The organism is Clostridiales bacterium FE2011 (genome assembly GCA_017569305.1).
Taxonomy (GTDB): Bacteria; Bacillota; Clostridia; order Christensenellales; family Aristaeellaceae; genus Aristaeella.
In genome coordinates this window covers 3,047,437-3,073,676 of record CP069418.1, presented here as the reverse complement: position 1 = coordinate 3,073,676, position 26,240 = coordinate 3,047,437, and the positions used below count along the sequence as shown (strand labels likewise).

At 51.9% G+C, this 26,240-nt stretch carries 27 protein-coding genes; 8 read left to right on the top strand and 19 right to left on the bottom strand.

Annotated elements, in window-relative coordinates; translation table 11 throughout:
• Position 1: 1 nt before the first annotated feature.
• The 6 genes from hisH to JRC49_13855 all read right to left on the bottom strand — a co-directional run bounded on the left by hisH (position 2) and on the right by JRC49_13855 (position 5,181).
• Positions 2 to 622, bottom strand: coding sequence for an imidazole glycerol phosphate synthase subunit HisH (gene hisH, locus JRC49_13880; GenBank protein QTE70861.1), 621 nt, complete (start codon positions 620 to 622; stop codon positions 2 to 4).
• Positions 622 to 1,209 carry an imidazoleglycerol-phosphate dehydratase HisB gene (gene hisB / locus JRC49_13875; GenBank protein ID QTE70860.1) on the bottom strand — a complete coding sequence of 196 codons (588 nt, stop codon included), beginning with the start codon at positions 1,207 to 1,209 and terminating at the stop codon, positions 622 to 624. The genes hisH and hisB overlap by 1 nt, the downstream gene beginning before the upstream one ends.
• Complete coding sequence (locus JRC49_13870) at positions 1,206 to 2,270, bottom strand: histidinol-phosphate transaminase (protein ID QTE70859.1); 1,065 nt, start codon at positions 2,268 to 2,270, stop codon at positions 1,206 to 1,208. The genes hisB and JRC49_13870 overlap by 4 nt, the downstream gene beginning before the upstream one ends.
• Positions 2,271 to 2,343: 73 nt before the next feature.
• Complete coding sequence (gene hisD, locus JRC49_13865; GenBank protein ID QTE70858.1) at positions 2,344 to 3,618, bottom strand: histidinol dehydrogenase; 1,275 nt, start codon at positions 3,616 to 3,618, stop codon at positions 2,344 to 2,346.
• Positions 3,615 to 4,241, bottom strand: coding sequence for an ATP phosphoribosyltransferase (locus JRC49_13860; GenBank protein ID QTE70857.1), 627 nt, complete (start codon positions 4,239 to 4,241; stop codon positions 3,615 to 3,617). Before JRC49_13860 ends, hisD begins: the two co-directional genes overlap by 4 nt.
• Positions 4,234 to 5,181 (bottom strand): ATP phosphoribosyltransferase regulatory subunit, encoded by a 948-nt coding sequence (locus JRC49_13855; GenBank protein QTE70856.1) that lies wholly within the window; start codon positions 5,179 to 5,181, stop codon positions 4,234 to 4,236. The genes JRC49_13860 and JRC49_13855 overlap by 8 nt, the downstream gene beginning before the upstream one ends.
• Before the next feature lie 261 nt (positions 5,182 to 5,442).
• Here JRC49_13855 and JRC49_13850 point away from each other — a divergent pair, with 261 nt between their 5' ends.
• Positions 5,443 to 6,657 carry an SH3 domain-containing protein gene (locus tag JRC49_13850; protein ID QTE70855.1) on the top strand — a complete coding sequence of 405 codons (1,215 nt, stop codon included), beginning with the start codon at positions 5,443 to 5,445 and terminating at the stop codon, positions 6,655 to 6,657.
• Positions 6,658 to 6,668: 11 nt separating this feature from the next.
• The gene (locus tag JRC49_13845; protein ID QTE70854.1) at positions 6,669 to 6,926 is read left to right on the top strand and encodes a hypothetical protein; all 258 of its coding nucleotides are present in this window, start codon (positions 6,669 to 6,671) and stop codon (positions 6,924 to 6,926) included.
• A gap of 153 nt (positions 6,927 to 7,079) precedes the next feature.
• Here the strand turns inward: JRC49_13845 and JRC49_13840 are convergent, their stop codons facing one another.
• From JRC49_13840 to JRC49_13820, 5 genes are all read right to left on the bottom strand, one after another.
• Positions 7,080 to 8,273: a BMP family ABC transporter substrate-binding protein gene (locus JRC49_13840; GenBank protein ID QTE70853.1), complete on the bottom strand. Its 1,194-nt coding sequence runs from the start codon at positions 8,271 to 8,273 to the stop codon at positions 7,080 to 7,082.
• A complete protein-coding gene (locus JRC49_13835) occupies positions 8,270 to 11,971 on the bottom strand; it encodes an HD domain-containing protein (GenBank protein ID QTE70852.1) in 3,702 nt (1,233 codons plus the stop codon). The genes JRC49_13840 and JRC49_13835 overlap by 4 nt, the downstream gene beginning before the upstream one ends.
• Positions 11,972 to 11,995: 24 nt before the next feature.
• Positions 11,996 to 12,919, bottom strand: a complete 924-nt coding sequence (locus tag JRC49_13830; protein ID QTE70851.1) for an amino acid ABC transporter substrate-binding protein — start codon at positions 12,917 to 12,919, stop codon at positions 11,996 to 11,998.
• 150 nt (positions 12,920 to 13,069) lie between these two features.
• Complete coding sequence (locus JRC49_13825) at positions 13,070 to 14,185, bottom strand: DUF4097 family beta strand repeat protein (protein ID QTE70850.1); 1,116 nt, start codon at positions 14,183 to 14,185, stop codon at positions 13,070 to 13,072.
• Between the two features lie 32 nt (positions 14,186 to 14,217).
• Positions 14,218 to 14,541, bottom strand: coding sequence for a helix-turn-helix transcriptional regulator (locus JRC49_13820; protein QTE70849.1), 324 nt, complete (start codon positions 14,539 to 14,541; stop codon positions 14,218 to 14,220).
• Between the two features lie 202 nt (positions 14,542 to 14,743).
• Here JRC49_13820 and JRC49_13815 point away from each other — a divergent pair, with 202 nt between their 5' ends.
• Positions 14,744 to 15,202 (top strand): hypothetical protein, encoded by a 459-nt coding sequence (locus tag JRC49_13815; GenBank protein ID QTE70848.1) that lies wholly within the window; start codon positions 14,744 to 14,746, stop codon positions 15,200 to 15,202.
• A 76-nt stretch (positions 15,203 to 15,278) separates the two neighbouring features.
• On the opposite strand, the gene JRC49_13810 is transcribed toward JRC49_13815, so the two are convergent.
• The 8 genes from JRC49_13810 to JRC49_13775 all read right to left on the bottom strand — a co-directional run bounded on the left by JRC49_13810 (position 15,279) and on the right by JRC49_13775 (position 22,505).
• Positions 15,279 to 15,806, bottom strand: coding sequence for an adenine phosphoribosyltransferase (locus JRC49_13810; GenBank protein ID QTE70847.1), 528 nt, complete (start codon positions 15,804 to 15,806; stop codon positions 15,279 to 15,281).
• Between the two features lie 56 nt (positions 15,807 to 15,862).
• On the bottom strand, positions 15,863 to 16,768 hold the full coding sequence (locus JRC49_13805) for an alpha/beta hydrolase (GenBank protein ID QTE70846.1): 906 nt from the start codon (positions 16,766 to 16,768) through the stop codon (positions 15,863 to 15,865).
• Positions 16,765 to 17,643 carry a hypothetical protein gene (locus JRC49_13800; protein QTE70845.1) on the bottom strand — a complete coding sequence of 293 codons (879 nt, stop codon included), beginning with the start codon at positions 17,641 to 17,643 and terminating at the stop codon, positions 16,765 to 16,767. The genes JRC49_13805 and JRC49_13800 overlap by 4 nt, the downstream gene beginning before the upstream one ends.
• Before the next feature lie 98 nt (positions 17,644 to 17,741).
• On the bottom strand, positions 17,742 to 19,139 hold the full coding sequence (locus JRC49_13795) for a L,D-transpeptidase (protein ID QTE70844.1): 1,398 nt from the start codon (positions 19,137 to 19,139) through the stop codon (positions 17,742 to 17,744).
• A 77-nt stretch (positions 19,140 to 19,216) separates the two neighbouring features.
• Complete coding sequence (locus JRC49_13790; GenBank protein ID QTE70843.1) at positions 19,217 to 19,858, bottom strand: DJ-1/PfpI family protein; 642 nt, start codon at positions 19,856 to 19,858, stop codon at positions 19,217 to 19,219.
• Positions 19,855 to 21,417, bottom strand: a complete 1,563-nt coding sequence (locus JRC49_13785) for an ABC-F family ATP-binding cassette domain-containing protein (GenBank protein QTE70842.1) — start codon at positions 21,415 to 21,417, stop codon at positions 19,855 to 19,857. The genes JRC49_13790 and JRC49_13785 overlap by 4 nt, the downstream gene beginning before the upstream one ends.
• Positions 21,418 to 21,715: 298 nt before the next feature.
• Complete coding sequence (locus tag JRC49_13780; GenBank protein QTE70841.1) at positions 21,716 to 21,928, bottom strand: helix-turn-helix transcriptional regulator; 213 nt, start codon at positions 21,926 to 21,928, stop codon at positions 21,716 to 21,718.
• A 13-nt stretch (positions 21,929 to 21,941) separates the two neighbouring features.
• Positions 21,942 to 22,505: a DUF2975 domain-containing protein gene (locus JRC49_13775; GenBank protein ID QTE70840.1), complete on the bottom strand. Its 564-nt coding sequence runs from the start codon at positions 22,503 to 22,505 to the stop codon at positions 21,942 to 21,944.
• A 357-nt stretch (positions 22,506 to 22,862) separates the two neighbouring features.
• Here JRC49_13775 and JRC49_13770 point away from each other — a divergent pair, with 357 nt between their 5' ends.
• The 5 genes from JRC49_13770 to JRC49_13750 all read left to right on the top strand — a co-directional run bounded on the left by JRC49_13770 (position 22,863) and on the right by JRC49_13750 (position 26,237).
• Entirely contained in the window at positions 22,863 to 23,630 is a 768-nt protein-coding gene (locus tag JRC49_13770; protein QTE70839.1) for an MBL fold metallo-hydrolase, read from the top strand.
• 17 nt (positions 23,631 to 23,647) lie between these two features.
• Positions 23,648 to 24,181 carry a dTDP-4-dehydrorhamnose 3,5-epimerase family protein gene (locus JRC49_13765; protein ID QTE70838.1) on the top strand — a complete coding sequence of 178 codons (534 nt, stop codon included), beginning with the start codon at positions 23,648 to 23,650 and terminating at the stop codon, positions 24,179 to 24,181.
• A gap of 4 nt (positions 24,182 to 24,185) precedes the next feature.
• The gene (locus tag JRC49_13760; GenBank protein ID QTE70837.1) at positions 24,186 to 24,626 is read left to right on the top strand and encodes a GNAT family N-acetyltransferase; all 441 of its coding nucleotides are present in this window, start codon (positions 24,186 to 24,188) and stop codon (positions 24,624 to 24,626) included.
• A 74-nt stretch (positions 24,627 to 24,700) separates the two neighbouring features.
• On the top strand, positions 24,701 to 25,207 hold the full coding sequence (locus JRC49_13755; GenBank protein QTE70836.1) for a 2'-5' RNA ligase family protein: 507 nt from the start codon (positions 24,701 to 24,703) through the stop codon (positions 25,205 to 25,207).
• A 40-nt stretch (positions 25,208 to 25,247) separates the two neighbouring features.
• Positions 25,248 to 26,237, top strand: coding sequence for an NUDIX domain-containing protein (locus JRC49_13750; GenBank protein ID QTE70835.1), 990 nt, complete (start codon positions 25,248 to 25,250; stop codon positions 26,235 to 26,237).
• Positions 26,238 to 26,240 lie beyond the last annotated feature (3 nt).

The window sequence follows — 26,240 nt, the reverse complement described above, 5'->3', positions numbered from 1 at the left end:
CTTATTCGTTTACTCCTATTTCACAGAAGGCTTTCAGGATCCGCAGGCCAACGTCGCTGCTCTTTTCCGGATGGAACTGACAGCCGAACACATTGCCTTTGCCAACGCAGGCCGTCAGGTCTGAGCCGTATTCCGTCACGGCCAGCAGGCTTTCCTCACAGTTTACCGCACTGTAGGAATGAACAAAGTATACATACTCGCCTTCCCGTGTGTACTTCAGCAGCGGGGATTCCTTCACGATCTTCAGGGCATTCCAGCCCATCTGGGGAATCTTGAGTCCCGCGGGAATCCGTTCTTCAATAGGCCGGATCTCACCCTTCAGAAGGCCAAGGCCTTCATGTACACCGTATTCATAGCTGCGTTCAAACAGCATCTGCATGCCCAGGCACACACCCATCAGCGGTTTTCCCCTGGCTGCTTCTTCTTTCACTGCCTTGTCCATCCCGGAAGCCCGCAGTTTTTCCGCTGCGTCCTGGAAAGCGCCGACGCCGGGCAGAATCAGCCGGTCTGCCCTGCGGATCTCTTCAATATCGCTGGTCACCATCGCATCCTGTCCAATGGCTGCGAACGAAGACCGCAGGGAAAACAGATTCCCGACGCCGTAGTCGATGATCGCAATCATCACAGAACTCCTTTCGTCGAAGGAATTTCATCCGCACAGGCCGGATCAATAGCCACGGCAGCCCGCAGGCTGCGGGCCACACTCTTGAAAGCTCCTTCAATAATGTGGTGGCTGTTTCCGCCGGAAAGCTGTTTGATGTGCAGCGTAGCGCAGGCGTTGTGAGCCAATGCCCGGAAGAATTCTTCCGTCAGTTCCGTATCAAAGGTGCCAACCTTCTCGGCAGGGATCTGCAGGTCATACACCAGCAGGCCGCGTCCGGAAAGATCCACTGCGCTGAGAATCAGGCTTTCATCCATGGGCAGGATGGTACTGCCGTAACGGATGATTCCCTTTTTGTCTCCCAGGGCCTTTTCAAACGCTTTGCCCAGGGCAATGCCGATATCCTCCACGGAGTGATGATCATCCACATAAGTGTCTCCCTTGCACGAAACCTCCAGATCAAAGCGCCCGTGCCGTGCGAACAGCGTCAGCATGTGATCCAGGAAGCCTACGCCGGTATCGATAACGCTCTTGCCTGTTCCGTCCAGTTCCAGCCGGAGCCGGATATCTGTTTCGCCGGTTTTGCGGCTCACTTCAGCCTGTCTCATGCTTTTCCCTCCAATACCTGTTTGATGGTTGCCACCAGCGTCTCCATCTGTTCGGGTGTGCCGATGGTAATCCGGTTATAATCCTTGATCCGTTCCTTATTAAAGTGACGGATCAGGATTCCCTTCTTTTTCAGCTCCAGATACAGATCTTCACCGGATATGGCCGGATGCCGGGCAAAGAGGAAATTGGTCTGCGAAGTAGTCATCTCAAAGCCCAGTTCACGCAGAGCCCTTTCGGTCCGGCTGCGGGTTTCCATGATAATCTCGCAGTTTTTCTTATTATATTCATCCAGTTTCAGGCTGGCTACGCCGGCCGCGGATGTCAAAGAATTAACGTTATAAGGATTGAGCGAATACTTGATTGCGTTCAGGTCACGGATCAGTTCCGGATTGCCGATACCCATTCCCAGCCGGGCGCCGGCCATAGAGCGGGACTTGGAGAAGGTCTGTGTGACCAGCAGGTTGTCATATTCCTTAATCAGCGGTACGCAGCTTTCCGCTCCGAAATCCACATATGCCTCGTCCACAACCACGACGTTGTAGAGGTTCTGCTTCAGGATTTCCTCTATTTCGCTTCGCCGCAGCGCAATGGCCGTCGGTGCGTTCGGATTGGCGATGAAGATCGTACCGGCTTTCTGGAAATAATCGGTGATATCAATTGTCAGGTCTTCCTTCAGGGGAATCTCTTCATAGGGAACCTGGTTGATATCCGCGAATACCGGATAAAAGCCATAGGTCACATCTGCAAAGTAGGCCGGAGTGTGTTTATCGCAAAACGCCATAAAGGCAAAATTGAGGATCTCATCCGAGCCATTGGTCATCAGCAGCTCATCCGGGGATACATTCAACCTTTCTGCCAGGTTTTTTCTCAGTTCCACACATTCCGTATCAGAATAGAGATACAGCTTTTCGCTTGCCTTTCTGACTGCCTCGGCTACTTCCGGCAGCGGCGGATAAGGATTCTCATTCGTATTCAGTTTGATATATTTCTGGTCTCTCGGCTGTTCACCGGGAGTATACGGCTCCAGATCTTTATACTTATCCGAAAAAAACCGGCTCATAACACTCAGTCCCTTCGTTTAATCTGGTAACACAATCCATAATTATGAATTGTGAATTCAGGACAATGCAATATTATTGCTTTGTCCTGATCAGCGCACTGCGCGCATGCCCTGTCAGTCCCTCCATCCGGGCAAAGGCTGCCACGTCTTCGGCTACTGCCGCCAGCGCGTCCCTGGTGAAATAAGTATACTGTGTTTTCTTCACAAAGTCATCTACAGAAAGAGGACTGGAGAACTTTGCGGTACCCTGTGTCGGCAGCGTGTGATTCGGCCCGGCCAGATAATCCCCCAGCGCTTCCGGACAGTTGCGTCCGAGGAAAACTGATCCGGCGTGCCGGATGCTGTCCAGCCAGTCAAACGGATTGTCCACACAAAGCTCAAGGTGCTCCGGCGCAATTTCATTGGCAATATCAATGACAGTTCTCAGGTCATCCGCCACAATGATCTTGCCGTTGTTGTCGATGGATACCCTTGCAATATCAGCCCGTTCCAGCTGCGGAATCTGCTTCTCCAGCTCATCCCGCACCTTTTCAGCCAGTTCCATGGAATCAGTCACCAGCACGGCGCTGGCAACCTTATCATGTTCAGCCTGGCTCAGCAGGTCTGCCGCCAGGTAGGCGGGATTGGATTTGCCGTCAGCCGCTACCAGGATTTCACTGGGGCCGGCAATCATATCAATGGAAACAACGCCGTAGACCTGCCGTTTCGCTTCTGCCACAAACGCGTTGCCGGGTCCCACGATTTTATCCGTCTTCGGCACGGATTCAGTTCCGTATGCCAGAGCCGCAATCGCCTGCGCGCCGCCCGCCTTCACAATACGGTCTGCCCCTGCCACTTTCGCCGCGGCCAGGATCGCCGCGTTGATCTTTCCGTCTTTTCCCGGAGGTGTGGTCAGCACTACTTCCTTTACCCCTGCAATCTTTGCTGGAATCACGTCCATCAGCACCGTGGAGGAAAGCGGAGCAGTTCCCCCCGGCACATAGATGCCGGCCCGGTCCACCGGAATGACTTTCTGTCCCATTACCACGCCGGGTTCATCATTTATAATGAAGGAATTGCGCACCTGCCGGCTGTGAAACTTGCGGATATTGGCGGCCGCCTTCTCCAGGATCGCCATAAAATCAGGCGTTATCTGTGCCAGCGCCTCTTCCATTTCTTCAGGAGTCACCAGCACGTTGTCCAGTTTCGCGCCGTCGAACCTTGCCGTATATTCAAGCAGGGCTTCGTCTCCCATCTCCCTTACGTTGCGGATGATCTCCGCCACCTTATCGGTCACATTCACGGTGGGCATGGCCCGGTCGAAGATCTCGTCATTGGATACCTCGCCGTATTTCATAATCCGGATCATGCTTCCTGCACTTCCTTTCTCAGTCCCTCGGTCAGCTTTTCGATCTGTTCCGTCCGGAACTTAAACCCGGACTTGTTGGCAATCAGCCGCGCCGAAATCGGGACAATCTCCTCGATCACCGAAAGATTGTTTTCCCGCAGGGTTGTACCGGTTTCCACGATATCCACAATCACGTCCGACAGTCCAAGAATCGGAGCAATCTCGATGGAACCGTTCAGATGAATAATATCGATATCCCGTCCCACCGATGTGTAATAATCCCTGGCAATACGGGAGAACTTTGTCGCAACCCGCAGTGTCCGGTTCATATCATCCCGGAATCCGGCCGGAGCAGCTACCGCCATACGGCACTTGCCCACGTTCAGGTCCAGCAGTTCGTATACATCCGGCCGGTACTCCAGCAGAATATCTTTCCCGGCGACGCCGATATCAGCTGCGCCGCGTTCCACATAAATCGCCACGTCAGAGGGCTTAACCCAGAAATACCTGACGCCGGCTTCCTCATTGTCAAAAATCAGTTTCCGGCTGTTTTCCATCAGTGCAGGGCACTCAAAACCGGCTTTTGCGAACATGGCATATACTTTCTCACCCAGTCTTCCCTTGGGCAACGCAATATTAAGCACGGAAGTTTTCCTCCTCTGTCAGTCTTTCCAGCATGTCCAGGAATACGGCAAATCCGATCGCCCGGTCTTTCCTGCCCATCTTTCTCATCAGCGCGTCATACTGTCCGCCGGAAAGCACGCTCCCGGGAATACCACTGATAAAGCCCTTAAACGCGATTCCGTTGTAATACTTCACGTCGCCAGTAGCGGAGAAGTCAATCTGGATCCTGTCCTCAATATCGCTTCCCGTAAATCCGGCCACTGCCCTGCCAAGCTGGTCCGCCATCTCCCCGGCTCCGTATTCCTCGGCCAGTGCTCGGATCTTCGGCATCACGGTGCGGGGTGTTCCATACAGTCCAAGCAGTTCTTTCAGTGCGTTTTCCGCGCCCTCTGAAATGCCGTTGTCCCGGCATACCCGGCTGATCCCGTGGAGGTTTTTCTGACCCGCACATTCCAGGATGGCCTTCTTCACAGACTGATCCGGAGCAATGGCGTCCACAAACGCATTCAGGATACCTACGTGGCTGATTTCCAGCACAAAGTTTTCCGAGCAAAGCCTCAGGCTTTCCGCCGCAAGCTTCAGAACCTCTGCGATACAGGCGCCGTCAACATTGCCCATGCATTCGAGTCCTACCTGTGTTTGTTCCCTGAAGCCGTCCGCCGCCGCGGAAACACGGTAGACGTTTTCATGGTAATACAGCTTCTGGAGCATTCCGGGCGTGTCTTTCCTGTTCTTGACAATGGAAAGCGTCACATCAGGCTTCAGTGCCATCAGGCGTCCGTTTGTATCTGTAAAGGTAATAACAGCCTCCGAAAACAGGAAATCCTTGTTCCGGCTGTACAGATCATATTCTTCAAACTTGCTCATCCGGTAGCGTTCATATCCGTATTCGGAATACAGGGAACGAAGGCGGAAACTAATCCTCTCCTGCCCGTTCATTACGCTGTCGTCAATCTGCATGTTCATTCCTCCATGGTCACGAATCGGTTCGAAAACCGGCTCCTGAAAAATTTCTTTACCATGATAATGCTTTACCGTGATAAAGTCAAGGGTTTTTTTACCACAATATGTTGTAGGGGTATATTCTTTAAGTAACTATTTCGTTGTTTTTCGATAATATTTTCGTAAATATTTCTTCAAAAAGGGTTTTCATTTTGAAAAATATTGTATATAATCATTGTGGTTTTTCATAGTGGTATTACTTTATGGGAGGGAACTCTGATGAAGAAACGTTTGATTGCACTGCTGCTGGTGCTTGCCCTGCTGATTCCGGTTGGGGTAGCTTCTGCTGCGACCTGGTACCGGGTTAACACCTCCTCTCTGAAGGTGCGTTACCTGCCGGATGACAGCGCCAATGTGCTCGGCAGTTACCGGAAGGACTATGCCTGCACCGTTTCCAGCACAAAAGACGGCTGGTCTTATGTGACTTTCTCCAACGGTACAGAAGGTTATGTCCTTGCCAAGTATATTACCAAAGCCAGTTCCTATAAGGCCTGGGTTACCAAGGATGACACCTCCATGCGTAAGGGCCCGGATGGCAACTTCTCCGCTGTCGCTACCCTTGCCAAGGGCACAAAGGTTACCGTTCTTTCTCATGGTTCCAAGTATGACTATGTCAGCGCCGGAGATCTGGGAAGCGGTTATATCATGAACGGCCTGCTCAGCAAAAAGCAGGTGAAGGCTTCCGGAAACGCATCCACTTCCAATGTTGCCACCGACGCAAACTACACAGCGTATGTTTTCAACGCCGGCTACCGGACAGTGAACCTTCGTCAGTCCGCCAGCACCAATTCTCCCGTTATTGCTGAGTATCCCAGCGGAACACAGGTACAGGTGATTTATCACAGTGTTGAATGGGATAAGGTCCAGGTAGACGGACATGAAGGCTGGATGATGACTCGTTTCCTCTCCACCAGTGTTCCTGCCCCGACTCCCGTTGTGGATCCTTCTGCTCCTGCCGAACCGGAAGGCGGCACTTCCTATACCGCTTACGTAGTCAGCGCCAACAAGAAGTCCGTTCATGTCCGCAAGGGTAATTCCAAGGGCTACTCCGTCATCTTTGATGTTCCCTACGGTGCTCCTGTAGCGGTTCTGAAGCATGACACAAAGTGGGACTACATCCAGTATAATGGCCAGAAGGGCTACATGGATAACAGCTTCCTGCAGCTTGCTGCCCCCGGCGATGCTCCCGCCATTGAAACAATGGATCCTTCCGCCACTCCCGCTCCGAAGCAGGAGTTCCAGCCCTACACCACCACCGTCAATATCAATGACCTGAACTTCCACAAGCAGAAGGGTGACTGGTCTTCCAACGTTGATGGCGTAGGCCGTCTGCAGGAAGGCGATACCGTTGAAGTTCTGGCCATCTCCGGCGATTGGGCCAAGGTTAAGTACAACGGCTACACCGGCTGGGTTCACAAGAAGTTCCTCAACTGAGGATTACCTGTATGAAGAGCAGAAAATCCGGTGCCGTTTCCCTGTTTCTTGGCCTGCTGTTGATTGTGATCTTTGGCGTTGGCCTGACAGTGGATCAGAATCCCGCCGCATTGGTGCAGCCAAAGAAGTATGATCATGCTCTGCTGCAGTTCGGAACCTTTTGTTCCGCAATTTGGCTTCCGTCCGGTATCATCGGAATTCCTCTTTTCCTCTTCTCTCTGATCAAAAGCCTGATTCAGGAACACAGAGCAAATAGAGAGGATCAATAAAACCAAACAACATTGGAGCGCGGTTCATCAGAACCGCGCTCAATTTTTCTGCTGTTTTATATTCTCTCGCTGGTAAATGCAATGTCTGGCATTGATCCATTAGTGCATTACGCTGTTAATTCTGAATTCTTAATTCTGAATTCTGAATTGTCTTTAGTTTTCCACGGTGATGCATTCCTTCAGAACGTATCCGAAGGACGGATTGGAGGAATACTGGTTTTCGGTATATCCTGCATTCAGATCAATGATATTTGCCGGATTCAGGGGATTGACGCCTGTATAGTTTCCGCTGAAGACTTTTGTCTTCCCTTTGATCAGGTTCTCAATCGCGTTGTCAATCTTCTCCTTTGTACCCTCCGCTGCGATTGATTTGTTCAGTTCCAGAAGTTCCACCCAGCCGTTCTCAAAACCGGCACTCATATCCCGGCCGTGTGTGTGTGCTTCGACAACATTCTCAATTTTCTCGCCCTTGATGACCGCTTTTACCGCCTGGATTACATAAGGCGCCCAGTTTGTCCGGACGCTGCACAGCGCACAGGACGGAGCAACGTCCATCATGCTTTGATGGTATCCCACATGGTATACACTCCGTCCGGATGCCGCTGCTTCCTCGCAGGCTATGGCAGAGGCCATCGTATTGACATGCTGCGCAATGATCACACAGCCCTCATTGATCAGCTCCCGTGTCTGTTCCTTTTCCTCCGCATAATTGCTCCAGCTGCCTGTATAACGAACCCGCATTGTCGCTTCAGGCGCCACGCTGCGCACACCCAGCAGGAAAGCCGTATATCCCGAAATAACCTCTGTGCTTGCATTTGCCCCGACATATCCTACCAATGCGTCCCGCGGCAGCAACGCTCCGTTATCCAGGAGCTGCCGCAGCTTCATACCGGCAGCAATACCGCTCACATAGCGTGCCTGGTATATTTCTCCGTTAAAGGTATGATAGTTTTCTGTTGTGCCGTCCAGGCTGATTGTCGGCATGGAAATCTGGCAGAACTGTACGTCCGGGAATTCCCTGGCCAATGTCACAGGAATATCCGAATCCAGGTTGATAAAGATAATCCTGACACCTTCCCGGATCAGATCCCGTATAGGCTGTTCTGAATCCCGGCTGTGCACATTGCTCTTATAGAGAACCTCAACTTTGTCACCGTATTCCTCTTCGAGCGCGTGCTGCGCCTTGGCGAAGTTGGCGGTATACGGGGTACTCTCATCTTCGGAATAGACAAAACCCACGCGGGTCACATTGATCTTCGGGGAGTTGTTCCAGAATCCGGTCAGGAAAGACACAGCCGCCAGTACAATCACACAGATGGCGACGGTCAGCACAATTTTTTTCATCATGCTTTCCCTCCCTGCTCAGTCGTCTTGATTTCAGCATAACTGCCCGGAGAGACAGGCGCCTCTTCACGCTGCCGTTCCTTCTCTTCACGGGCAATGGCAGCCTCACGCTCCGCCTGGTCGCTTTCTTCCTTCGGGACATGATAAATCTTATTCAGATCAATGGTTCCGTCATTGATCAGTTTCAGCAGGATATCCACAAACTTCGGATCGAACTGAGTTCCCCGGCATCGCTGCATTTCACCCAGTACATAGCTGAAGTCCATCTGCTGACGGTAGATACGGTTCGCCGTCATTGCGTCAAAAGCATCCGCCACACCGATAATCCTGGCGAAAAGAGGGATTTCCTCCCCTTTCAGTCCCTTCGGATAGCCGCGCCCGTCATACCGTTCATGATGATACTGCGCACCGTCAATAACGTTGTCCAGCAGCGTAAAGTCCTTCAGGATCTCAGCGCCCCTGGTTGTATGGGACTTCATGGTAGCGTATTCCTCATCCGTCAGTCGGGCGGGTTTGTTCAGAATTGCGTCAGGTATACCGATTTTTCCGATATCATGCATCTGGGCCGACCATTCAATATCCCGGCACTGTTTTTCATCCAGGCCGTATGCCCGGGCAATCTGCGCCGAATAAATGGCAACCCGTTTACTGTGGTCACTGGTTCGCTGGTCCTTGGCGTCCACCGTGCGGGCAATGGCGATAACCGTTTGTTTGCCCATTTCAATCTGTTTGTTGGCCATTTCCAGCTGTTCCTGCATCTTCCGTTCATGGCGTTTCACCAGCAGCCATGTAACCCAGCCCACTGTAAACATCGGAACGGAAAGGATGTAGAAAATAAACCAGCTGTTGTCGTACATTTCCTTTTCCTTGGTTATATTATATGTACGTTCAACAATCACGTTTTCCCGGTTATTGTCAAACACCGCCAGATGGAATACATAATCTCCGGCTGTCAGGTTTGTATAGGAAATGGTGCTCAGGGAATTCTGGGGCACAACCGTCCATTCTGTATCAAAGCCCTCCAGCATATAACCCACATTGGGATCCTGGATGGTATAGTTAATCACTTCCGGATTGATTTCCAGACGGCTCACACCTCGCGGAATCCGCTGTGTCACGCTCCGGTCCACCCGGTGAACAACACCGTCCATCCGCATTGTCGGCACACTCAGCCTGTAGACCTTCGCTCCGGAGGAGAATGTATTGGTGTTGATCACAAACACGCCTGTATCACAGGGCAGATACAGTTCTCCGTTATCTTCGTTAAACCAGGTCCATGAGTTGGCCGTCAGGCTGCTGTTCAGGCCCCTGCGTGAATCCAGGAGGTCGTATGAGATTTCATCTTTACCGCTCAGTACCTCATTCCGGTCCACCGTATAAATACCGGCGCTGGACAGCACGAACAGGGTGTCTGTTCCCTTGATCCAGATATCATAGTTGTTGAAATACGGGAAGTTGTCCAGTTTACGGATAGTTTCATCCGTATTCATGTAGCACAGGCCGTTACTTGTAACCACAAATACGCCGCCGGTCTTTGTATCAGGTACTGTCCGGAGAATCACTTCGCTGCTCAGTCCGTTGACCCGTGTCAGCATCCTGACAACCTCACGGTTTTCAATCACAGCCAGACCGTTTCCGTCCGTCCCGGCCAGGATTGTTCCATCCTGCATTTCTGTAATCGTCAGAACCATGCTGCTGATCCGGCCTTCGGTATAGACAATCGTATGTTCAATCATATGGTTCCGGATATAGCTCAGTCCCGTATCACCCGCCGCCAGGATCGTTCCGTCCCGCAGCTGAATGACTACGCGCGCACGGTTGCCGAAGGCTCCGTTGTCCCGGTTATAAACATACTCAGTGCCATCCGGTTCCAGTTCCACCAGCCCACTGCCGTATGTACATACCCACAGGTGATCCTGAGCATCCACCATCATGCAGCGGATCCGGATGCCGGCAAAACGTCTGGTCACCGCATCGTTGATCTGATACATTCCTTTCAGATCAACCGCATCCATGCCCTTGTCCGTTCCGATATAATAGGCACCGTTCCACTGCACTACCGTATTGGTCACCCGGTTCTCCATGCCCGCAGTGGAATAGATATCCCGGAAATCCGATGCTGCCAGGCGCAGCAGGCCCAGCCGGGAGGAAGTGAACCACAGGTTTCCCTGATAGTCCACCAGCATGTTATCAATAGAGTTGTTGAAATCATTGGTGTTGATTCGTTCGTAGACACCGGCTGTATTAACATAGGCAATTCCGTTGTCCGCACAGATGAACAGCCCGCCGTTATCCATGAAATGCAGATTTTTGATTGTCACCAGTCCCGGGCATTCGATGGTGCCCTTCAGGTCAAACCAGCCTTTGCTGACGTCAAACCGGAACACCTCATTGCCGGAAGTGGCGGCCAGCAGATATCCCTCCGGATCGAATGTACAGCTTTTGAAAACCGTCTGCCTCTCCGGCAGCTGCCGGGAGGAGACAATCTGTCCCTGCTGGAGCAGAAACAAGGTTCCCTCATTCGTTACCGCTACTACATTCCCCTTATCATCAGCCGTCACCTGTTCCGCATAGGCGACTTCAGAAAGCGTGCTCAGCTTTTTCAGTCCACAGTTCAGCGTCAGGATCTGCATGCTCCCGGTTGTTCCGATGTAATAATACCCGTCTGAGCTCCTGACAATGGACTTTACGGAATTGGACGGCAGTCCCTGGCTCTGGTCAATTACATTGACAACCTGCTCATTGATTACAATCGACAGACCGTTATCGTTGGTTCCGATCCACAGACGACCTTCCTCATCCACGTACAGGCAGTTGACGTTCCGGACCGAATCAAAGCCGTCCATCCACTTGAATTCCCGCCCGTTATACCGGTACAGACCGGCATAAGTGCCGATCCAGATAATCCCGTCTCCGGTAATATTGATATCGTTGGCTTCTCCGCATGGAAGCCCGTTAGTGCTTGAATAGACAGTCTGCACATAATCGTTGTAATTGATGTCACCGGACAGGACTTCATCCTCCGCCTTTGCGGCCATTGGGGCGGATCCTGTGCCCGCAAAGCACAACCCGGCCGCAACCAGCAGCACAATGCTGCGAAGAAGGCCGGAGCGATATCCGTATTTCCCCCTGCCCTTTCTGACCTTCCGCCAGAGCCTGAAGATCCGTACAGACCGTACAAGCAGGAAAATCAGTAGCAGAACGATCAGCTTATCCAGCACTTCCACATAAAGTTCCGCAATCCCCAGGCCTACCCATAGCGGAAAACCGGCTTCTCCCAGGAAGCCGATGACAGCGTTTCCCCAGGCGCTTCCCGTATCTCCGTGATTCAGGATCAGGTTGATCGGATAAGCGCCTCCGGCAGTAATCGCAGCCAGGATTGCGCCGGCTGTAAGGGTACCAAGCAGCGTATCCAAGTACTTCTTTCTGGCGGCAAATCCGGTAAACACAGCAATAATGATGCTGATCAGGGCATAATACCAGGGATTTCCGTACAGGATATACGCCAGCAGATTATAAGTTGCGCCGATTACCGCACCGCACCACGGCCCCATAAGATAGGCAGCAAGAGCCGTTCCGACTGAATCAAGCCAGATCGGCCAGTTCAGACGGGATGCCAGCTGCTCCCCTCCCCAGTCCAGGAACAGGCACAGCAGGATCTGCACGCTGAATGCCACTATGAAGATTTTTCTGTTCTTCACCTGCGTTCCTCCTCAGCAGCCGGCTCACAGTCCCAGTTCATCGGCCCGTTTCTGTGCGTCTTCAATCCACTTTAAATAAGTTCCGTTGTCCAGCACCTCATCTATCACGCCGTTTACAAAATAGATCAGCTGCAGTTCACCCTTTTTGGCAACCACCCGGTTGCCAAGATACTGTTCATCCGGTACATAATACAGGCCCTCTGCCAGAATGAGACCCGATCCCTGATTGTTCCGGATATAGGTTTGTGCGGTTTCCAGATCGACGATGCCAACGTCTGCCTTTCCCTGTCTCACTGCTTCATATACGGTCTGTACAGAAGAAACACGCCGGAGCTCCCGGTAGTTTCTGACGTTCTTTGCCACCAGCGCCTCCTGCAGGGAACTGCTCTGGACGATCAGGGTTTTATCTGATAAATCCTCAACGGATGTGTACAGTTCCCGGTCCGCTTCCCTGATCACAAAAGCAGTGGTTGCCGCGCTTTCGGTAAAGTAGTACCCTTTGGACATCGTATAGGCTGCTGCCCTTCTGGGTGTAAAGGCAATGGCGGAAATTGTAAGGTCCACCAGATTGTCGGTCAGCGCAGGCAGCACCTGGGTATACTCCATCGGCACAATTTCCAGCTCCACACCCATCCGTAAGGCAATCAGCCTGGCCAGTTCCATATCCGCTCCGGCATACTGATCCGTTCCTGTCTTTTCCGGATCAATAAACTCCTGAGGCGCGAAATATGGCTCCGTGGCCACACGAAGCACGCCTTTACGCTTGATGCGGTCCATCACACCGGTAGCGTTTTCCGGAATACCATGACTGATATCCATGGAGCCATCCACGTAATTCAACTCATTTTCCAGATAAAACTCCGCAGCTGCGGAACAGAAAGGCGCGCAGAAAAACAGGGTCACCCCTGTTATCAAACTCACAATCTTACGAAAGCGCCGGCTTTTCATCGTTCCTTCTCCTCTGCCGGCGCGGCCGGCTGTCCACGGAAAAGCTCAGAAAGGCAGAAAAAAAGAATACCTGTTGTATGCATTATAACAGGTATTCCTTTTCTTTACCATTGTTTTGTTTTTGGCGCGTTACATATTTTTTGTATTTTTTTATTCTACAGTTACATCGCCGCTGATACTCTTGGCGGAAATCTTCACTTCCGCATTCATTCCGGCGTCAGAAACCCTGGAGCAGCAGTCTCCGCTCACGGTGGAGCACTCCGCGTGTACACTGCGCAGGCCGCGGGGCAGATAAATCTCCACGTCACCGCTTGTGCTCTTTCCTGTGATATTCTTCACCGTCGTATTTTCCACAGTAATACTCACGTCTCCGCTGATGGCGGAACCCGTCGCGTCCAGCACGGAGCCGTTGAATTCCACGTCGCCGCTCGTGCTCTTCATTTCAAGTGTCTCGAACACGCCGTCCACGGTCACACTTCCGCTCATGCTGCTGATCTCGCCTTCCAGCGCGGAGCCGTGAACCTCGGCATCGCCGCTGACCGTGCTGACAATCAGCTTCTCCGCTGTTTTTTCGGTAACCGGTTCCAGCGTCACGTCGCCGCTGGTGGAACGGACCACCATCTTCCGGGCCATAGCACAGCTGCATTCAATATCTCCGCTGCGGCTGTTCAGCTCAATTTCCTTCATTTGTCCGTCCGGTACTTCAATAAAGATCGGAGCACCTCCCTGGATGTTGGTCGCAACATTCCGGATAGCCTTTCCCACCATATTCAGGATACCGCTGATGCTGATTTCCTCACCTTCAGGAAACTGGAAGCTCGGAGCGATCTTTTCCATCTTTTTTGCTCCGGTAATCCGCACTTCGTTTCCGACCCGTTCAGCCTTCATGCCTTCAGCGTCATCGCACCAGATATGCACGGCCCCGTCCGCGGACGGGCTGACAGTGATATCCTGATCAGTTGTTTCCGCTTTCAGCGTATCCACGCCGGTGAACACAAACCGCTTGCCTTCCTCCGCCTCCTCGTTGTCTGAGAAGGAAGCCGGACCGGCCGTTTTCTTCGGATACTGGGCGATGACGTCCTTCATTCCCTTCAGGCTTTCAACCACTTCAGCAACCGCCTCGTCCTCACTCAGTCCGCGGCTGATCAGGTCCTGATAGTGCTCCTGGCAGTTGTTCATCAATTCTTCATGCAAGGCCTTTGTTTCATCATTTTCCACGGTTTCCTGGAACAGGATGTCCACAATCCTCTTCACTGTCTGATTCATTTTATTTATCCCCTCTCTGGTATTCATTAACATTATCCCAATAATGTGTCCATTACTCGCCGGGTTTCTTCCCATGCGTCTTTTTCTTCCGCGAGCTTAGCCCTTCCGGGATCCGTCAGGCTGTAATAGCGCCGTCTGGCACCGGTAGCCTCGTCTCCCCAGTAGGAACGGATATATCCGTTTTCTTCCATCCTGCGGAAAGCAGTATACAATGTTGCTTCCTTCAGCTGCACCATACCTTCACTCTTTTCCGCGATGGTGCGGCTGATACCGTAGCCGTAACCGTCTGTGTCTGTCAGCTGCTGCATGATGATTGTATCAGTATATCCCCGCAGCAGATCTGCTGAAATTGTCATGGTCACTGCCCCCTTTCGAGATAGATCATACACATATATACCTCGCCTGTCAAGGTATATCGCAAAAAAAGTTTTTCTTTTCACGCCCGCATGTGATAAAATGCGTTTGGTTACAGAACGATTGCATTTTTTCCCTCATGTATGCAGGGAATTGTTACTTACGCTCGTTATATAGTGGGATGGTTCCGAAGGAGGTTTTCCCATGAAGCGTTTGACTGGGATTTTATTGATTGTTCTACTGGTCTTTTCCCTCTCTGCTGCCATGGCGCAGAGGGTGGAATGTGCCACTGGCGGTTTCTCCGTGAAACTGCCGGATCATTTTGTGGAAGAAGCAGTCTCCGGCGATCCGGATCTTTGCTTCTACTGGCATGGCAACAAGCTGACCGTTCAGGGTTATGCATCCTATCAGGGTGAAATTGCCGGCTCAGATCTTTTTGAGGTGCTGACCGGTTCTGAAACGGAATCCGGTTATGTGACCATCAACGGCATGAACATGCTCTATGCCCGCACTGAGGAGTACGGAGACGTGATCATCTCCTACACATGGATGGATCGCGGAAACAGCGTTACGCTGGAGTTCACCTATTCTGCCGAAGAAACCTCCGTCCAGAAGACCGTCACTTCCATCATCAACTCCATCCAGTTCGACGCAGGCCACTAAGCAATGCACAATTCATAATGATACCAGAAATCCCGGAGAGCATACGCTCTCCGGGATTTAACATTTAAATGATTCATTATTTCCCTTCGTACACAATCAGGGATTCCACGTCATAATCTTTCAGCTTCTCGCGGCCTTTCAGGCCTGCCAGTTCCATCACAAAGATCATTTTCACAACCTTGCCGCCCAGCTGTTCCACCAGTTTGACAGCTGCTTCCGCACTGCCGCCTGTAGCAATCAGGTCATCCACAATAACAACCTTCTGACCGGGTTTGATCGCATCCACATGGATTTCAACCTCAGCCTGGCCATACTCCAGGTCATATTTCTGGCTCACTGTCTCACGGGGCAGTTTGCCTTTTTTCCGAACCGGAATAAATCCTTTCCCGGTCAGGTATGCTACCGGCACACCAAAGATAAATCCGCGGGATTCCGGTCCCACAATCAGGTCAAAGTCCGTATCCTTTACAAGGTTTGCCAGGCCGTCCACAGCAAGTTTCAGTCCATCTGGATCCTGAATTACGGAAGTAATGTCCCTGAACATAATCCCGGGTTCGGGGAAATCGGGGATCGTCACCACATATTCTTCCAGTTTCTTGCTCATTGTCAGTATCTCCTTTCGCCGTCTCCGCGGCCTTGTGATGAAACCGCTCTCGCGGTTTATTCTTTATCCATAAATTCCAGAATCCTGCGGTAAACCTCTTTCCGGTTTTTCTCATTCAGGATTTCATGCCGCATACCTTCCAGGGTAACAATTTCCAGTTCCCGGAATCCGGCTCTCCGCAGACGGTTTTCTGAATCTGCGCGGCCTTTCTCTCCCCCGGTGCATGGATCATCCTTGCCCGAAATCATCAGGATCGGCAGTTCCTTCCACACGTCCTCATACAGTTCCGGGCTGTCCATCATCCGGATCAGGTGGAACAGTGCGTTATAGCTTCCCAGGGTGAACCGTGCTCCGCACAGCGGGTCCTCAATATACCGGCGTACATTTTCAGGATTTACAGAAAGCCAGTCCTGCGGTGTTTTCGCATCCGGCACCGCCTTGGCAAACGGTCCCAGCACCATACCGTCCACCACTTTGGAATACCCGTCCGCGCCCTTAAAGGAAGCAATCAGATCTGTCAGCACAATGCCGGCTCCTGCCGCTCCGTTGGGATTGGGATATCCGGAAAGGACAGCTTTGTGGAACTCCCGGCTGAACTTCTGCAGGAATACCCGGGCGATGATTGTTCCCATCGAATGACCGAACAGGATCACCGGTACGCCGGGCCATTGTACGTGAATATCATTCAGGATCGCTTCCTCATCCTCCAGCAGGCGCTGGTGGCCTTCCCGGTCCGCAATATGGGACAGCTTCGGGGCGTCCGGACCGTGGCCACGCAGGTTTGCGGTCACCACCGTATACCCGGCTTCCTGGAGATACTCCGCAAAGGACATGTACCGGTCCTGGTACTCCTCCATGCCGTGAATACATTTTACCACAGCTTTAGGGGTATCGGCTTCATAAATTCGCAGGGCAAGCGGGTAACCGTCTTTTGAGGCAATCGTTTTTTCCAGATAGCTCACTGGTTCTCCTCCTTGCTTCCGTTCAGTTGGTCCAGCATCTTATTGTATTTCCCGGCGAGCTTTCGGAATTCCTTTGCGCCGGTCTCAGGAATCTTTCTGCCATCCTCCGCACACTTGCCGGCTTCCATCAGCGGAATTGTGCCCAGACGGGCTGTCAACCAGATCAGCAGGATGATCACAACCGTCAGGATTGCGATCACAATACGCACCAGCGTCAGCTCCCTGTTCAGGTCCGCTGAAGTGCTCTGCCGGGTGGCGGTCATCTGCTGGTCCAGCACTTCCAGGCTGGATCTCAGTTTATTCCGGATGCTTTCCTTGTGCTCATAGTATTCCATGCCCATCACCATTTCCCGGGCAAGACTCATCTTTTCATCCGCGGAGAGCAGGGTATCTTCTTCCTTGAGTTCCACACCCCGGAGTGTATCCGGATAATCCCGGATCTCCCGGGCTTCAATAACCAGCTTCATCGCGTAGTATTCCCGGTAAGACAGGGATGTGGATTCCGCCATAGCCTCCTGCAGCTGCGTCACCAGTCCTTTTTCCGTATCCCCTTCCGACATGCTGGTGATGGATTCCTCCCGTCTGCGGGAAACAAACACTTCTTCAAAATAATCATCCAGATATTGGGTATTTCCTTCGAGCGTAAAGCGCTGCACCATTTCCGTCAGGTAATCGGAAGCTTCCATCAGCTCATGGGCCGCCTTCTGCCGGACAGAATAATCCCCCGCCGCTTTGGACAGGGAGGAGAAAACACTGGCGGACTGATGGGTGGAGAAAACCAGGAGAAGGGAAATCACAACAGCGCAGACTATCATCGCGATGTGAATAGCCCGCAGTGAGACGCCTTTGCCTCTGTTCAGAAGTTTCATCTTCATTTGATGTGCCCCCGTCCTGATTGATTAACGCTCAATTGAATTGTCAGCACGATTTGTATACATTATAGCCCATCTGATGGGATTGAACAAGGGTTGCTTCAGTCCTCAGGCGTTACAATGATCTTGGAGTCATGACCCATATGCGTCCAGATCCACCAGGCATTAATGCCGTTATTTTCTTCTGTAATCCGGGCATCAACCCGTACGCATCCATGACTGGCCATGGTGCCGAGCGTCTCCATTTCCGCGCTGAAATCACGTTCGCCATTCTTCATCTCATATCCCATCTGATGGATCAGGTTCAGCCGTTCCATCCGGATGGGATATGCATAGGTGTGTCCGTCTGTTCCAAAGCCGTCCATCCTTGTTCCCAGCAGGTAAATGCCGCTGTGGGTATCAGATGTCCTGTCCTCCGCCGTCGTAAATCCGGTGGAAACCATGGCAGTTCCCAGCTTTTTCCCGTTCTCATAAACCGTCAGGGTTTGTTTCTTTTTATCCACCACTGCGCCGTAGCGGGTGTTCGGCCGGACCATCCGGAGTTTGCTGGTCTTCACATATCCTTCAATATAAGCGCCGTCCATCTGGCGCCATGCCCCGATTTTGGCCCATCCGTCATCATACAGTTCCAGCACTGCCAGGCCTACAGTCCGGCAGGACACGGTACCGATACACTCCTTGCCTGCCTTTGCGTTCATGATCTTCAGGCCTTTACCCTCGGGTCCGTCTCCAACAGCCACAGGAGCCATCAGTGCCTCCCAGACAGCAGCGTCATCGGACAAATTCTCCGGGATCAGGCTGCCTGTTGCCGTCAGTTCCGGTTCGGGCAGCGGTTCCGGAATCAGGGCAATCTCGGCCGTCTGCACGTATTCACTGTTGTTGGCAGCCCAGGCGGAAATGATGTATTCCCCCGGAGAACAGACTTTGTGATTCTTCCCCTTGCCATCCCAGCTGATCACCATCGGTGCACCACGGCCGCTGTATACCGTGCGGTAATGCCAAACCGCTTCGTCCGGTTTGTCTTTCCGCGCAATCTGCAGTTCATATGTCCCTTTGCAGGATATGGCACATTCAATTCTCAGCACAGTCTTTCCGTTCGCGTAAAAGGTCTGTGTCACCGGAAGGCAGCAGAATACCGCCGGTTTGGGTGAATCCACCTTCAGCCTGATCTCTGCCGCTTCCGTCGTAAGGTCATTACCGGCCAGCAGTGCACGCAGCGTTATGCTGCCGGGTGTCAGCGGCTCCCCGTTGTAGGACAGGGCGTTCCAGTGGATTTCCACAGTTCCGCCTTCAACCGGCAGATCCGTCACCGGGTTTTCCAGCGGAATGGTCCCGCTGACCGCCTCTATGGTCAGTCTTCCGCCGTCTTCAGATGTCACCGTCAGGATGTTGTCGTCAAACGGCCTGATTCGCCCTGCTTCAATGGTCACGGCATGTGCAGAAACAGCTGCTGCAATCAGCAGCAAAATCACTGTTATTGCAGCAGCTGTTTTCCGCATCGTCCTACCTCTTCTTTCTTCCGGTAAATCTTTGATTCATTGTATCGTTTTGGGGTCCTTTTGTCCACGTTCCCCCCTTATGCTTCACCTGTATAAGGTTTCAGCTCTTCCAGGAATTCACGATAGTCTTCATCAGACCACCGGAATGTCAGGTCTTCTTCTGAATACTCATCCGGCCGGTCCCGCATAAATTCCTCTCCGATATCATAGTCAAGCTTCCGGAGGACTGCTTCCGTAAACTCCCGGAAGAACATGCCGATACCGGTAATGACGTTTCCGTCCTCCACAACTCCTTTATGGATGAAGTTTTCCTTCTCAACAAAATCGAAGGTCTCCGCCAGCTGCATAAAATAGCCCGCAGTAAACTTTTTACCTTTCAGGATCCCTGCCTTGGAAAGCAGGATCGGGGCGGATGAGATTGCAGCAAACAGGGCATCTGATTCCCTGCCTTCCCGGAGGAAGTTGATTATCCGCTCGTCAAACAGTGCCGGAAGCGGATTGACAGTCCCAGGCAAAATCACACAATCATAGTCTGAAGCTTTCGCCTCTGACGTAGTCTTTGTCGGCAGAACCCGCAGGCCCTCTTCGCTTTTCAGCTCTTTGTTCTCACTGGCGATGAAATCAATGCTTTCACCAAACCACACCGTCAGCACGGAAGTCAGGCAGGTAATCTCCTGCAGGGAAAAATCAGGATAAAGCAATACAGCGATCTTTTTCATATTCGGTTCCCCCCTTCATTCATTGTTCCGTTCACCGTCAGCAGTCCTGCTTCCGAAAGCCTGAGCACCCGGCCCGGCCAGTCTTCAATCAGCAGCCGGTCATGCGTCACGCAGATCACCGCGCCCGGAAAGTTCCGGATCATGTCCCGCATCACTGGCGCCGAAAGCGGAGACAGGTTCCGGGTAGGCTCATCCATCAGCAGCACATCCGGATGTGCCATCATCAGTTTCAGCAGCAGCACCTTCGCCTTCTGCCCGCCGGATAAAGATCGGATCGGATGATCCAGCTCATCCCGTGAAAACTTCATGGCAATCAGGGACGCACGAATGGAAGTCTTCTGTTCTTTGCTTCCGTCCGTATTCAGGAATTCCACAGGCGTCAGGGAAAAGTCCAGTCCTTCTTCATAATGCTGGGGCATCAGGGCTGTTTGGAATCTTGAATCCTCCCTTAGTTTTTCCTCGATCAGGCGCAGGAGGGTTGTTTTTCCCGTGCCGTTGCTGCCGATAATCAGGATCTTTTCTGAGCCGCGGATCTGAAGATGCAGGTCCGATGCCAGCTTTCGTTCTCCCGCGGAAAGCTGTTCCATGTTCAGATCCAGCACACCCCTTCCCTTCGGAATCGGCTGAATATCGGAAAACAGCGCGTACATGGAAAACTCTTCCGCCGGCTTTTCTGTGGCGTTTTCCTGTTCCCGTTCATAGCGGTGCTCCAGGCTTTTGACGGCCTTCATCTTCTTTTTCAGTAGTCTCCCGCCATGCGGATCCCGGCGTGAAATATTCTCCTGTGCATGGGCAACAGCCTGCTCAATCTTGTTGAACTTTTCTTCCTGGATCTGCCGCTCCCGCTGCTCGCTTTTCCAGATCTGTTCCTGCCGGTCCAGCTGGTTTCTCCGGTTCCGGACATAGGTTTCATAAGGTTCCCTGTCCCAGGTCCATCTCGGTTCCGCCCGGCCGTGCAGGGATTCCAGATGCAGCACCTGTGTGGCGGTCGCCTGCAGGAGTCCTTCATCATGGCTGACGTACAGCACAGGCAGATTACAGGTCAGCAGGAAGCGTTCCAGTGCCAGGATAGCGTCCAGATCCAGGTCGTTTCCCGGCTCGTCCAGCAGCAGCATCGTCGGCTGTTCACATAAAAGCAGCAACAGGCGGAGCCGAACCTTCTCCCCGCCGGAAAGCAGGCCGAATTTTGTATCTGACCAGCAGAGTTCCTGATCCATGGACAGGTTCCGGCACAATGTTGCCAGGTCACCCGGATCCATATCTGTAAAGGCCGGGGTTCCCATGCACAGTGTATATGCCGGCACGTCATTCCATTCCGACGGCGCTTCCTGCGGCAGATAGCCGAGCTTTTCGCCGGAATAGTGGATGCTTCCGCTGATTTCAGCCCACTGGCTCAGTTTTTCCGGACAGACAATCGCCTGCAGTAATGCTGACTTGCCGTTGCCTTCCTCGCCGATCACGGCAAGGCGGTCATTTCCGGACAGCGTAAAGGACAGATCCTTGATCAGCGGCCGTAAATCTTTGTTGTGCAGAATGGATAAATTGCGAACTGTTAACATATAGATACACCTCCGGTGAGGCGTCAAACCGGAAACAGATCGGCACGAAAAAAAGCCGGAAGCTGCGCTCCGGTATTTTGACGCCCGAAATAGGCCGCTCATACAGCGGCTTTCCTGACATCAAAATCCGTTACTTGCGCATCTTCCCGCCCCTCTCATCAATCGTTATCTGTATCCTACCACCGGACCCCGCAGCTTGTCAAACCTCTTCTCAGGCTATTGTGCACGAATCAGAATCAGAGTATATATAATTGTTCATTGCTGGAATATGCCGAAAAAGAGGGCAAACGCTCGCGTTTCAGCCCTCTTCATCTTCGGCATATTCCAGTATGTCTCCCGGCTGGCAATGCAGCACCCTGCAGATCTCATTCAGCGTCGAAAACCGCACCGCGCTGATCTTTCCTGTCTTCATCTTTGAAAGATTGACGTTTGCCACGCCAACTTTTTCCGACAACTCATTCAGAGACATCTTTCTGTCCGCCATTACCCTGTCCAGACGTAAAATGATCATACGCTCACCGTCCTCACAGTGTTTCGTCCGATTCCTGCTGGAGCTTGCATCCGTAGTTGAAAACATAGGCTATCATCATCAGTACCACTCCCAGGATGATGACGGAATAGATGAACGGGTATCCTATGTCCACAAAGCCATCCGATTTCACAAAATGTTTGATAACCCCGTTCCTGGCAAGCAGTTCAACAATCATCCTGTAAACAAAGCTCATTATACCGAGCAGGATCGCAAGGAATCCCGTCCCCTTGATTTTGTCCGCAATGTCATAGCAGAAAGGAGTCTCCGCAGTCCTCAACCGGCGGAAAATGTGTCGTGCTGAATTCCACAAAAGGCCGATTCCGCCCATCACCAGGAACACATAAAACACTGATATCAGTGTTTCCGGCATTCTGGCTTCTCCCCCGTTATTCTCGTACTGTACCTCCTGGACGATAGATACAATCAGGCAGAAAACTGCCCCGATCGTTAACAGGATCCACATCAGTGTACTGAAAACGTGCATGAGCTTACAGAACTTATCAAACCGGCCCTTTTCCTGTGCCAGTGTTCTTTCCATTACATCCGTTGTATCCATCGCTGTTCCTCCATATTGCTCCTTATCTGCTGCTCTCAACGAAACCTTTACCGGTTGCTTACAGTTATAATACTATACATCGTTTATATGTTTGTCAATATATTTTTAACGTTTATCATTAATTATTGTATGTACATCATAATATTCCTTCTTTTTATACATCATACCGGCTTTTCCCGTCCGACATTGACAGCTTTGGCCTGAACTGCTATTGTACAATCAACTTTGCGCTGTGTTCAGTTGCCCGTTTATCACGATTCCATGCAGTTTCCGGCTAAGCGCACTGGAACAGAACAGACCTTTCGGATTGCCGAATCCTTCAGGATAGATATATTCAGATAACAGGAGGATAAAACCATGCCCGAACTGAGAATCCCCAATGTCATCCCGATTAATGACCATGTATGGCTGCTGGACGATAATCACGCAGCCACCTGCTATGTGGTTGCCGGAGCAAAGCAGGCAGCTGTCATCGATACTTCCCTCGGTATGAGTAATATCCGCGCAGTCGCGGAAGCCCTGACTCCCCTTCCCCTGATCTGCATCAACACCCATGGCCACGGAGACCATATGGGCGGAAACTGGGCTTTTGACAAGGCTTATATGAACCTGGCGGATCTGCCCCTGGCTGAGGAGTCGATCAACCATCCTGAGATGCAGGCTGCCATGAAGCAGTTTGGCATCAAGTTCCCGCCCTTTGAGAATATTGAGGACGGGCAGGTTTTCGATCTGGGCGGAGTGGAATTGGAAGCCATTCATTTTCCGGGTCACACGGCGGGTGAAATCGTACTTCTGGACCGGAAGGACCGCATTCTTTTCGCCGGAGACGGTATGGTTCAGCATCTTTGGCTGCAGCTGGAAGAATCCCTGCCTGTCCGGACGCAGATTGAAAGTATGGAACGGTTGCTTCCCCTGCGGGATCAGTTTGATACGATCCTGCATGGACATTGCCAGGCTCCCTGCGGCATTGAGCTGTTTGATACAATGTTGTCTGCGCTGAAAGATCTGGAAACCGGAAACACTGAAAACGATATTGATTATGAATGGTTCGGCCAAATCAGCAAAGCGCATCCCTATCAGCCGGAAGACCGCAGGATCGTATATAAGAACCAGCCCCAAGGCTGAAAAAAGAGGATAAAAAAATGAAAATCAGGCAGCGCCTGTTTGATGAAGTTCTGGTACTCGAGCCCGCTGTCCGGACAGATGTCTGCGGAACAATGACGGACCTGTCTCCGGATCAGCTACGGGAAACCGTTCCACAGGCAGACTGGAAAGTGCAGCGTATTTATACCATGCCTGCACGCCATACCTTCTTCGGCATTCATTACCAGGAGGAGCCTTATCCGCAGGCGAAGCTCGTCTCCGTCCTGCAGGGAAAAGGACTGGACTATGTGGTAGACCTAAGAAAGGACTCTCCCACCTATATGCAATGGCAATCCCTGGAACTGGATGCTGCGAATCCCGCCATAGTATACATTCCGGCAGGTTTCGGCCATGCCTTCCTTTCCCTGGAAGAAAACACCATTCAGTACTTTGCCGCCGACAGGGAGTTTGTCCGTGGACATGCAGCGGTCATCAGCTTCCGGGATCCCACGATCCGTCTGGTGCTTCCCTGTGAAGATCCGGTTCTTTCGGACAAGGACCGGAACGCCCCTTTTTTGAGTCAATTGGAGTAAAAAAATGGAACTGAAAGTATTATCTCTTGAAGATCGGAAGATGATCACCGACCTGTTTACCGACGTTTTCACCAACGAGCCCTGGAATGATGACTGGAGTGACCGGAAGCAGCTTGATGCCTACATTACCGATCTGACAGGCCAGTCCTATTCCCTTACCCTTGGTTATTTTGACGGTGACCGGATTATGGGTTTATCCATGGGCTATATCAAACACTGGTATTCCGGAACGGAATACGTCATCAATGAGTTCTGCGTCGACAGGCACTCACAGGGAAAAGGAATCGGCACCGCCTTCATGAAAGCGATTGAGGCTTATCTGTCGGAAAAAGGAATATGCCAGATTTTCCTGCTGACAGATAAGGATGTCCCTGCCTATACCTTTTATCAGCATAACGGTTTTACCGAGCAGATCGGTAATGTCGCCTTTGCAAAAAGGTTCTGAAACCAGGGAATTGTGATCGCGCCAGGCAGTAAGAAACCGGAACTGCAGTGATCGATATAACGGAGGTTGACAAAATGCTCTGTGTCATCGCGAAACTGTCTCCTGATGTAAATGACAAGCTCAGCAGGCTGCGTGAAACCGCCATGCCTCAGGTTCGTTTTTCTTCCCCGCTTTATGCGCATATCACCCTTGCCACGTATCTTCCGGAGGATACAGAAGCATTTATTACAGCCTGCAGGAAAATGCTCCGGGATGCCCATTCGTTTTCTGTCCGCTATGAAAAGCTGGAGGTCCTTTCTGAAACCTCCATCCTCGTTGCTGTGCCGGCGTCTTCAGAACCTTTGAGTTCCCTTCACAACAGAATCGAAATGGCTTTCGGTGAGCACCTGGATCGCTGGACTCGTGGAGAAACCTGGTATCCCCACACCACACTGCTTTGCGATCCAGCCGCGGATCTGAACACACTTTGCAATGAAATGCGAAAGCACTTTGCCCCCTTTGAAGCTCATATTGAACAGATTGAATTCTCAAGGGTCGAAGAAAACGGATATACTATTGTGGAATCCGTCCGTCTCCTGTAATCTTGTATTTGAAAAACGCAGTGGATCCGAGGTGATCTGTATGGAAAACAAACCCGTTGGCTGTTCCCCCTCTGTCAGTCCGGATCCCGGGTGCATTGGCTGTGATATCGTAGACGGAAAAGTAAAGCTTCCGGGTGGAATCATCCATAACGGCCGTTCTGTCGTCCTGGCTGCGGATCCTCAGATCCCGATTCCCGGTTTCCTGATCATTACCGCGAAGCGGCATATTCAGTCTTTTGCCGAACTGGCAAAGGGCGAAAGATCCGAGATCGGCGATATCCTTTCCTGCGCGGCAAAAGCCCTGAAGGAGCTTCATATCGCAGATGAGATCACCCTGGTACAGGAAGAGCGTTCGCATCACTTCCATATCTGGATCTTCCCCGCGCACAAATGGATCAGGGAACAATTCGGCAGCGGCATTCAGCATCTCAGGGAAGTCTCCCGGTATGCCGTTGATCATGCGGATGAAACCGTCTGGAGCAAGGTGGCTGATACCGCTGCAGAAATACGGGCATACTTTGATCAGCATATGCCGCAGGCCTGCGCCGTTACTGATAAGGAAACGGAATATGTTTACCAGCGCAGCCGCAGCGTAGCGGTTGTCGTCCGTGAAGGGAAAATCCTGATGGAACGGGTATTCTATTTCGGTCATGAATTCTTCACCCTGCCCGGCGGCGGCATAGAGCATAATGAAACACCGGAACAGGCAGCCCTCCGCGAACTGAAGGAAGAATGCGGACTGGACGGTACCATTCTCCGGCCGCTGGCTGTCCAGTACAAATCCGGCGGCAGCGCGGAATACTCTTTTGAAGTCAGTGTTCCCGCGGATCAGGAACCCATTACAGGATATGACCCGGAGGAGCCGGTGGACAATCCGCCGCTGAAGGAAGTACTCTGGATGAAGCTCGACGAAATCTGTGAACGGGACCGTGCCTTCCTGTGGCATTACGGTCTCATGGCTGTGAACGGCTTCTTTGATGAAATCAAATCATGGAGTGACGAACTCAGTTATCCCCGCCACGACACATAAATC

Excerpts from the sequence above, each read along its gene's own strand:
- JRC49_13760 (QTE70837.1), top strand. The coding sequence starts at position 24,186 with ATGGAACTGAAAGTATTATCTCTTGAAGATCGGAAGATGATCACCGAC.
- hisD (QTE70858.1), bottom strand. The coding sequence starts at position 3,618 with ATGATCCGGATTATGAAATACGGCGAGGTATCCAATGACGAGATCTTC.
- JRC49_13755 (QTE70836.1), top strand. The coding sequence starts at position 24,701 with ATGCTCTGTGTCATCGCGAAACTGTCTCCTGATGTAAATGACAAGCTC.
- JRC49_13795 (QTE70844.1), bottom strand. The coding sequence starts at position 19,139 with ATGCGGAAAACAGCTGCTGCAATAACAGTGATTTTGCTGCTGATTGCA.
- JRC49_13810 (QTE70847.1), bottom strand. The coding sequence starts at position 15,806 with ATGAGCAAGAAACTGGAAGAATATGTGGTGACGATCCCCGATTTCCCC.
- JRC49_13790 (QTE70843.1), bottom strand. The coding sequence starts at position 19,858 with ATGAAAAAGATCGCTGTATTGCTTTATCCTGATTTTTCCCTGCAGGAG.
- JRC49_13815 (QTE70848.1), top strand. The coding sequence starts at position 14,744 with ATGAAGCGTTTGACTGGGATTTTATTGATTGTTCTACTGGTCTTTTCC.
- JRC49_13845 (QTE70854.1), top strand. The coding sequence starts at position 6,669 with ATGAAGAGCAGAAAATCCGGTGCCGTTTCCCTGTTTCTTGGCCTGCTG.
- JRC49_13840 (QTE70853.1), bottom strand. The coding sequence starts at position 8,273 with ATGATGAAAAAAATTGTGCTGACCGTCGCCATCTGTGTGATTGTACTG.
- hisH (QTE70861.1), bottom strand. The coding sequence starts at position 622 with ATGATTGCGATCATCGACTACGGCGTCGGGAATCTGTTTTCCCTGCGG.
- JRC49_13825 (QTE70850.1), bottom strand. The coding sequence starts at position 14,185 with ATGAATCAGACAGTGAAGAGGATTGTGGACATCCTGTTCCAGGAAACC.
- JRC49_13855 (QTE70856.1), bottom strand. The coding sequence starts at position 5,181 with ATGCAGATTGACGACAGCGTAATGAACGGGCAGGAGAGGATTAGTTTC.
- hisB (QTE70860.1), bottom strand. The coding sequence starts at position 1,209 with ATGAGACAGGCTGAAGTGAGCCGCAAAACCGGCGAAACAGATATCCGG.
- JRC49_13750 (QTE70835.1), top strand. The coding sequence starts at position 25,248 with ATGGAAAACAAACCCGTTGGCTGTTCCCCCTCTGTCAGTCCGGATCCC.
- JRC49_13830 (QTE70851.1), bottom strand. The coding sequence starts at position 12,919 with ATGAAAAGCCGGCGCTTTCGTAAGATTGTGAGTTTGATAACAGGGGTG.
- JRC49_13775 (QTE70840.1), bottom strand. The coding sequence starts at position 22,505 with ATGGATACAACGGATGTAATGGAAAGAACACTGGCACAGGAAAAGGGC.
- JRC49_13850 (QTE70855.1), top strand. The coding sequence starts at position 5,443 with ATGAAGAAACGTTTGATTGCACTGCTGCTGGTGCTTGCCCTGCTGATT.
- JRC49_13800 (QTE70845.1), bottom strand. The coding sequence starts at position 17,643 with ATGAAGATGAAACTTCTGAACAGAGGCAAAGGCGTCTCACTGCGGGCT.
- JRC49_13780 (QTE70841.1), bottom strand. The coding sequence starts at position 21,928 with ATGATCATTTTACGTCTGGACAGGGTAATGGCGGACAGAAAGATGTCT.
- JRC49_13870 (QTE70859.1), bottom strand. The coding sequence starts at position 2,270 with ATGAGCCGGTTTTTTTCGGATAAGTATAAAGATCTGGAGCCGTATACT.
- JRC49_13770 (QTE70839.1), top strand. The coding sequence starts at position 22,863 with ATGCCCGAACTGAGAATCCCCAATGTCATCCCGATTAATGACCATGTA.
- JRC49_13820 (QTE70849.1), bottom strand. The coding sequence starts at position 14,541 with ATGACAATTTCAGCAGATCTGCTGCGGGGATATACTGATACAATCATC.
- JRC49_13765 (QTE70838.1), top strand. The coding sequence starts at position 23,648 with ATGAAAATCAGGCAGCGCCTGTTTGATGAAGTTCTGGTACTCGAGCCC.
- JRC49_13785 (QTE70842.1), bottom strand. The coding sequence starts at position 21,417 with ATGTTAACAGTTCGCAATTTATCCATTCTGCACAACAAAGATTTACGG.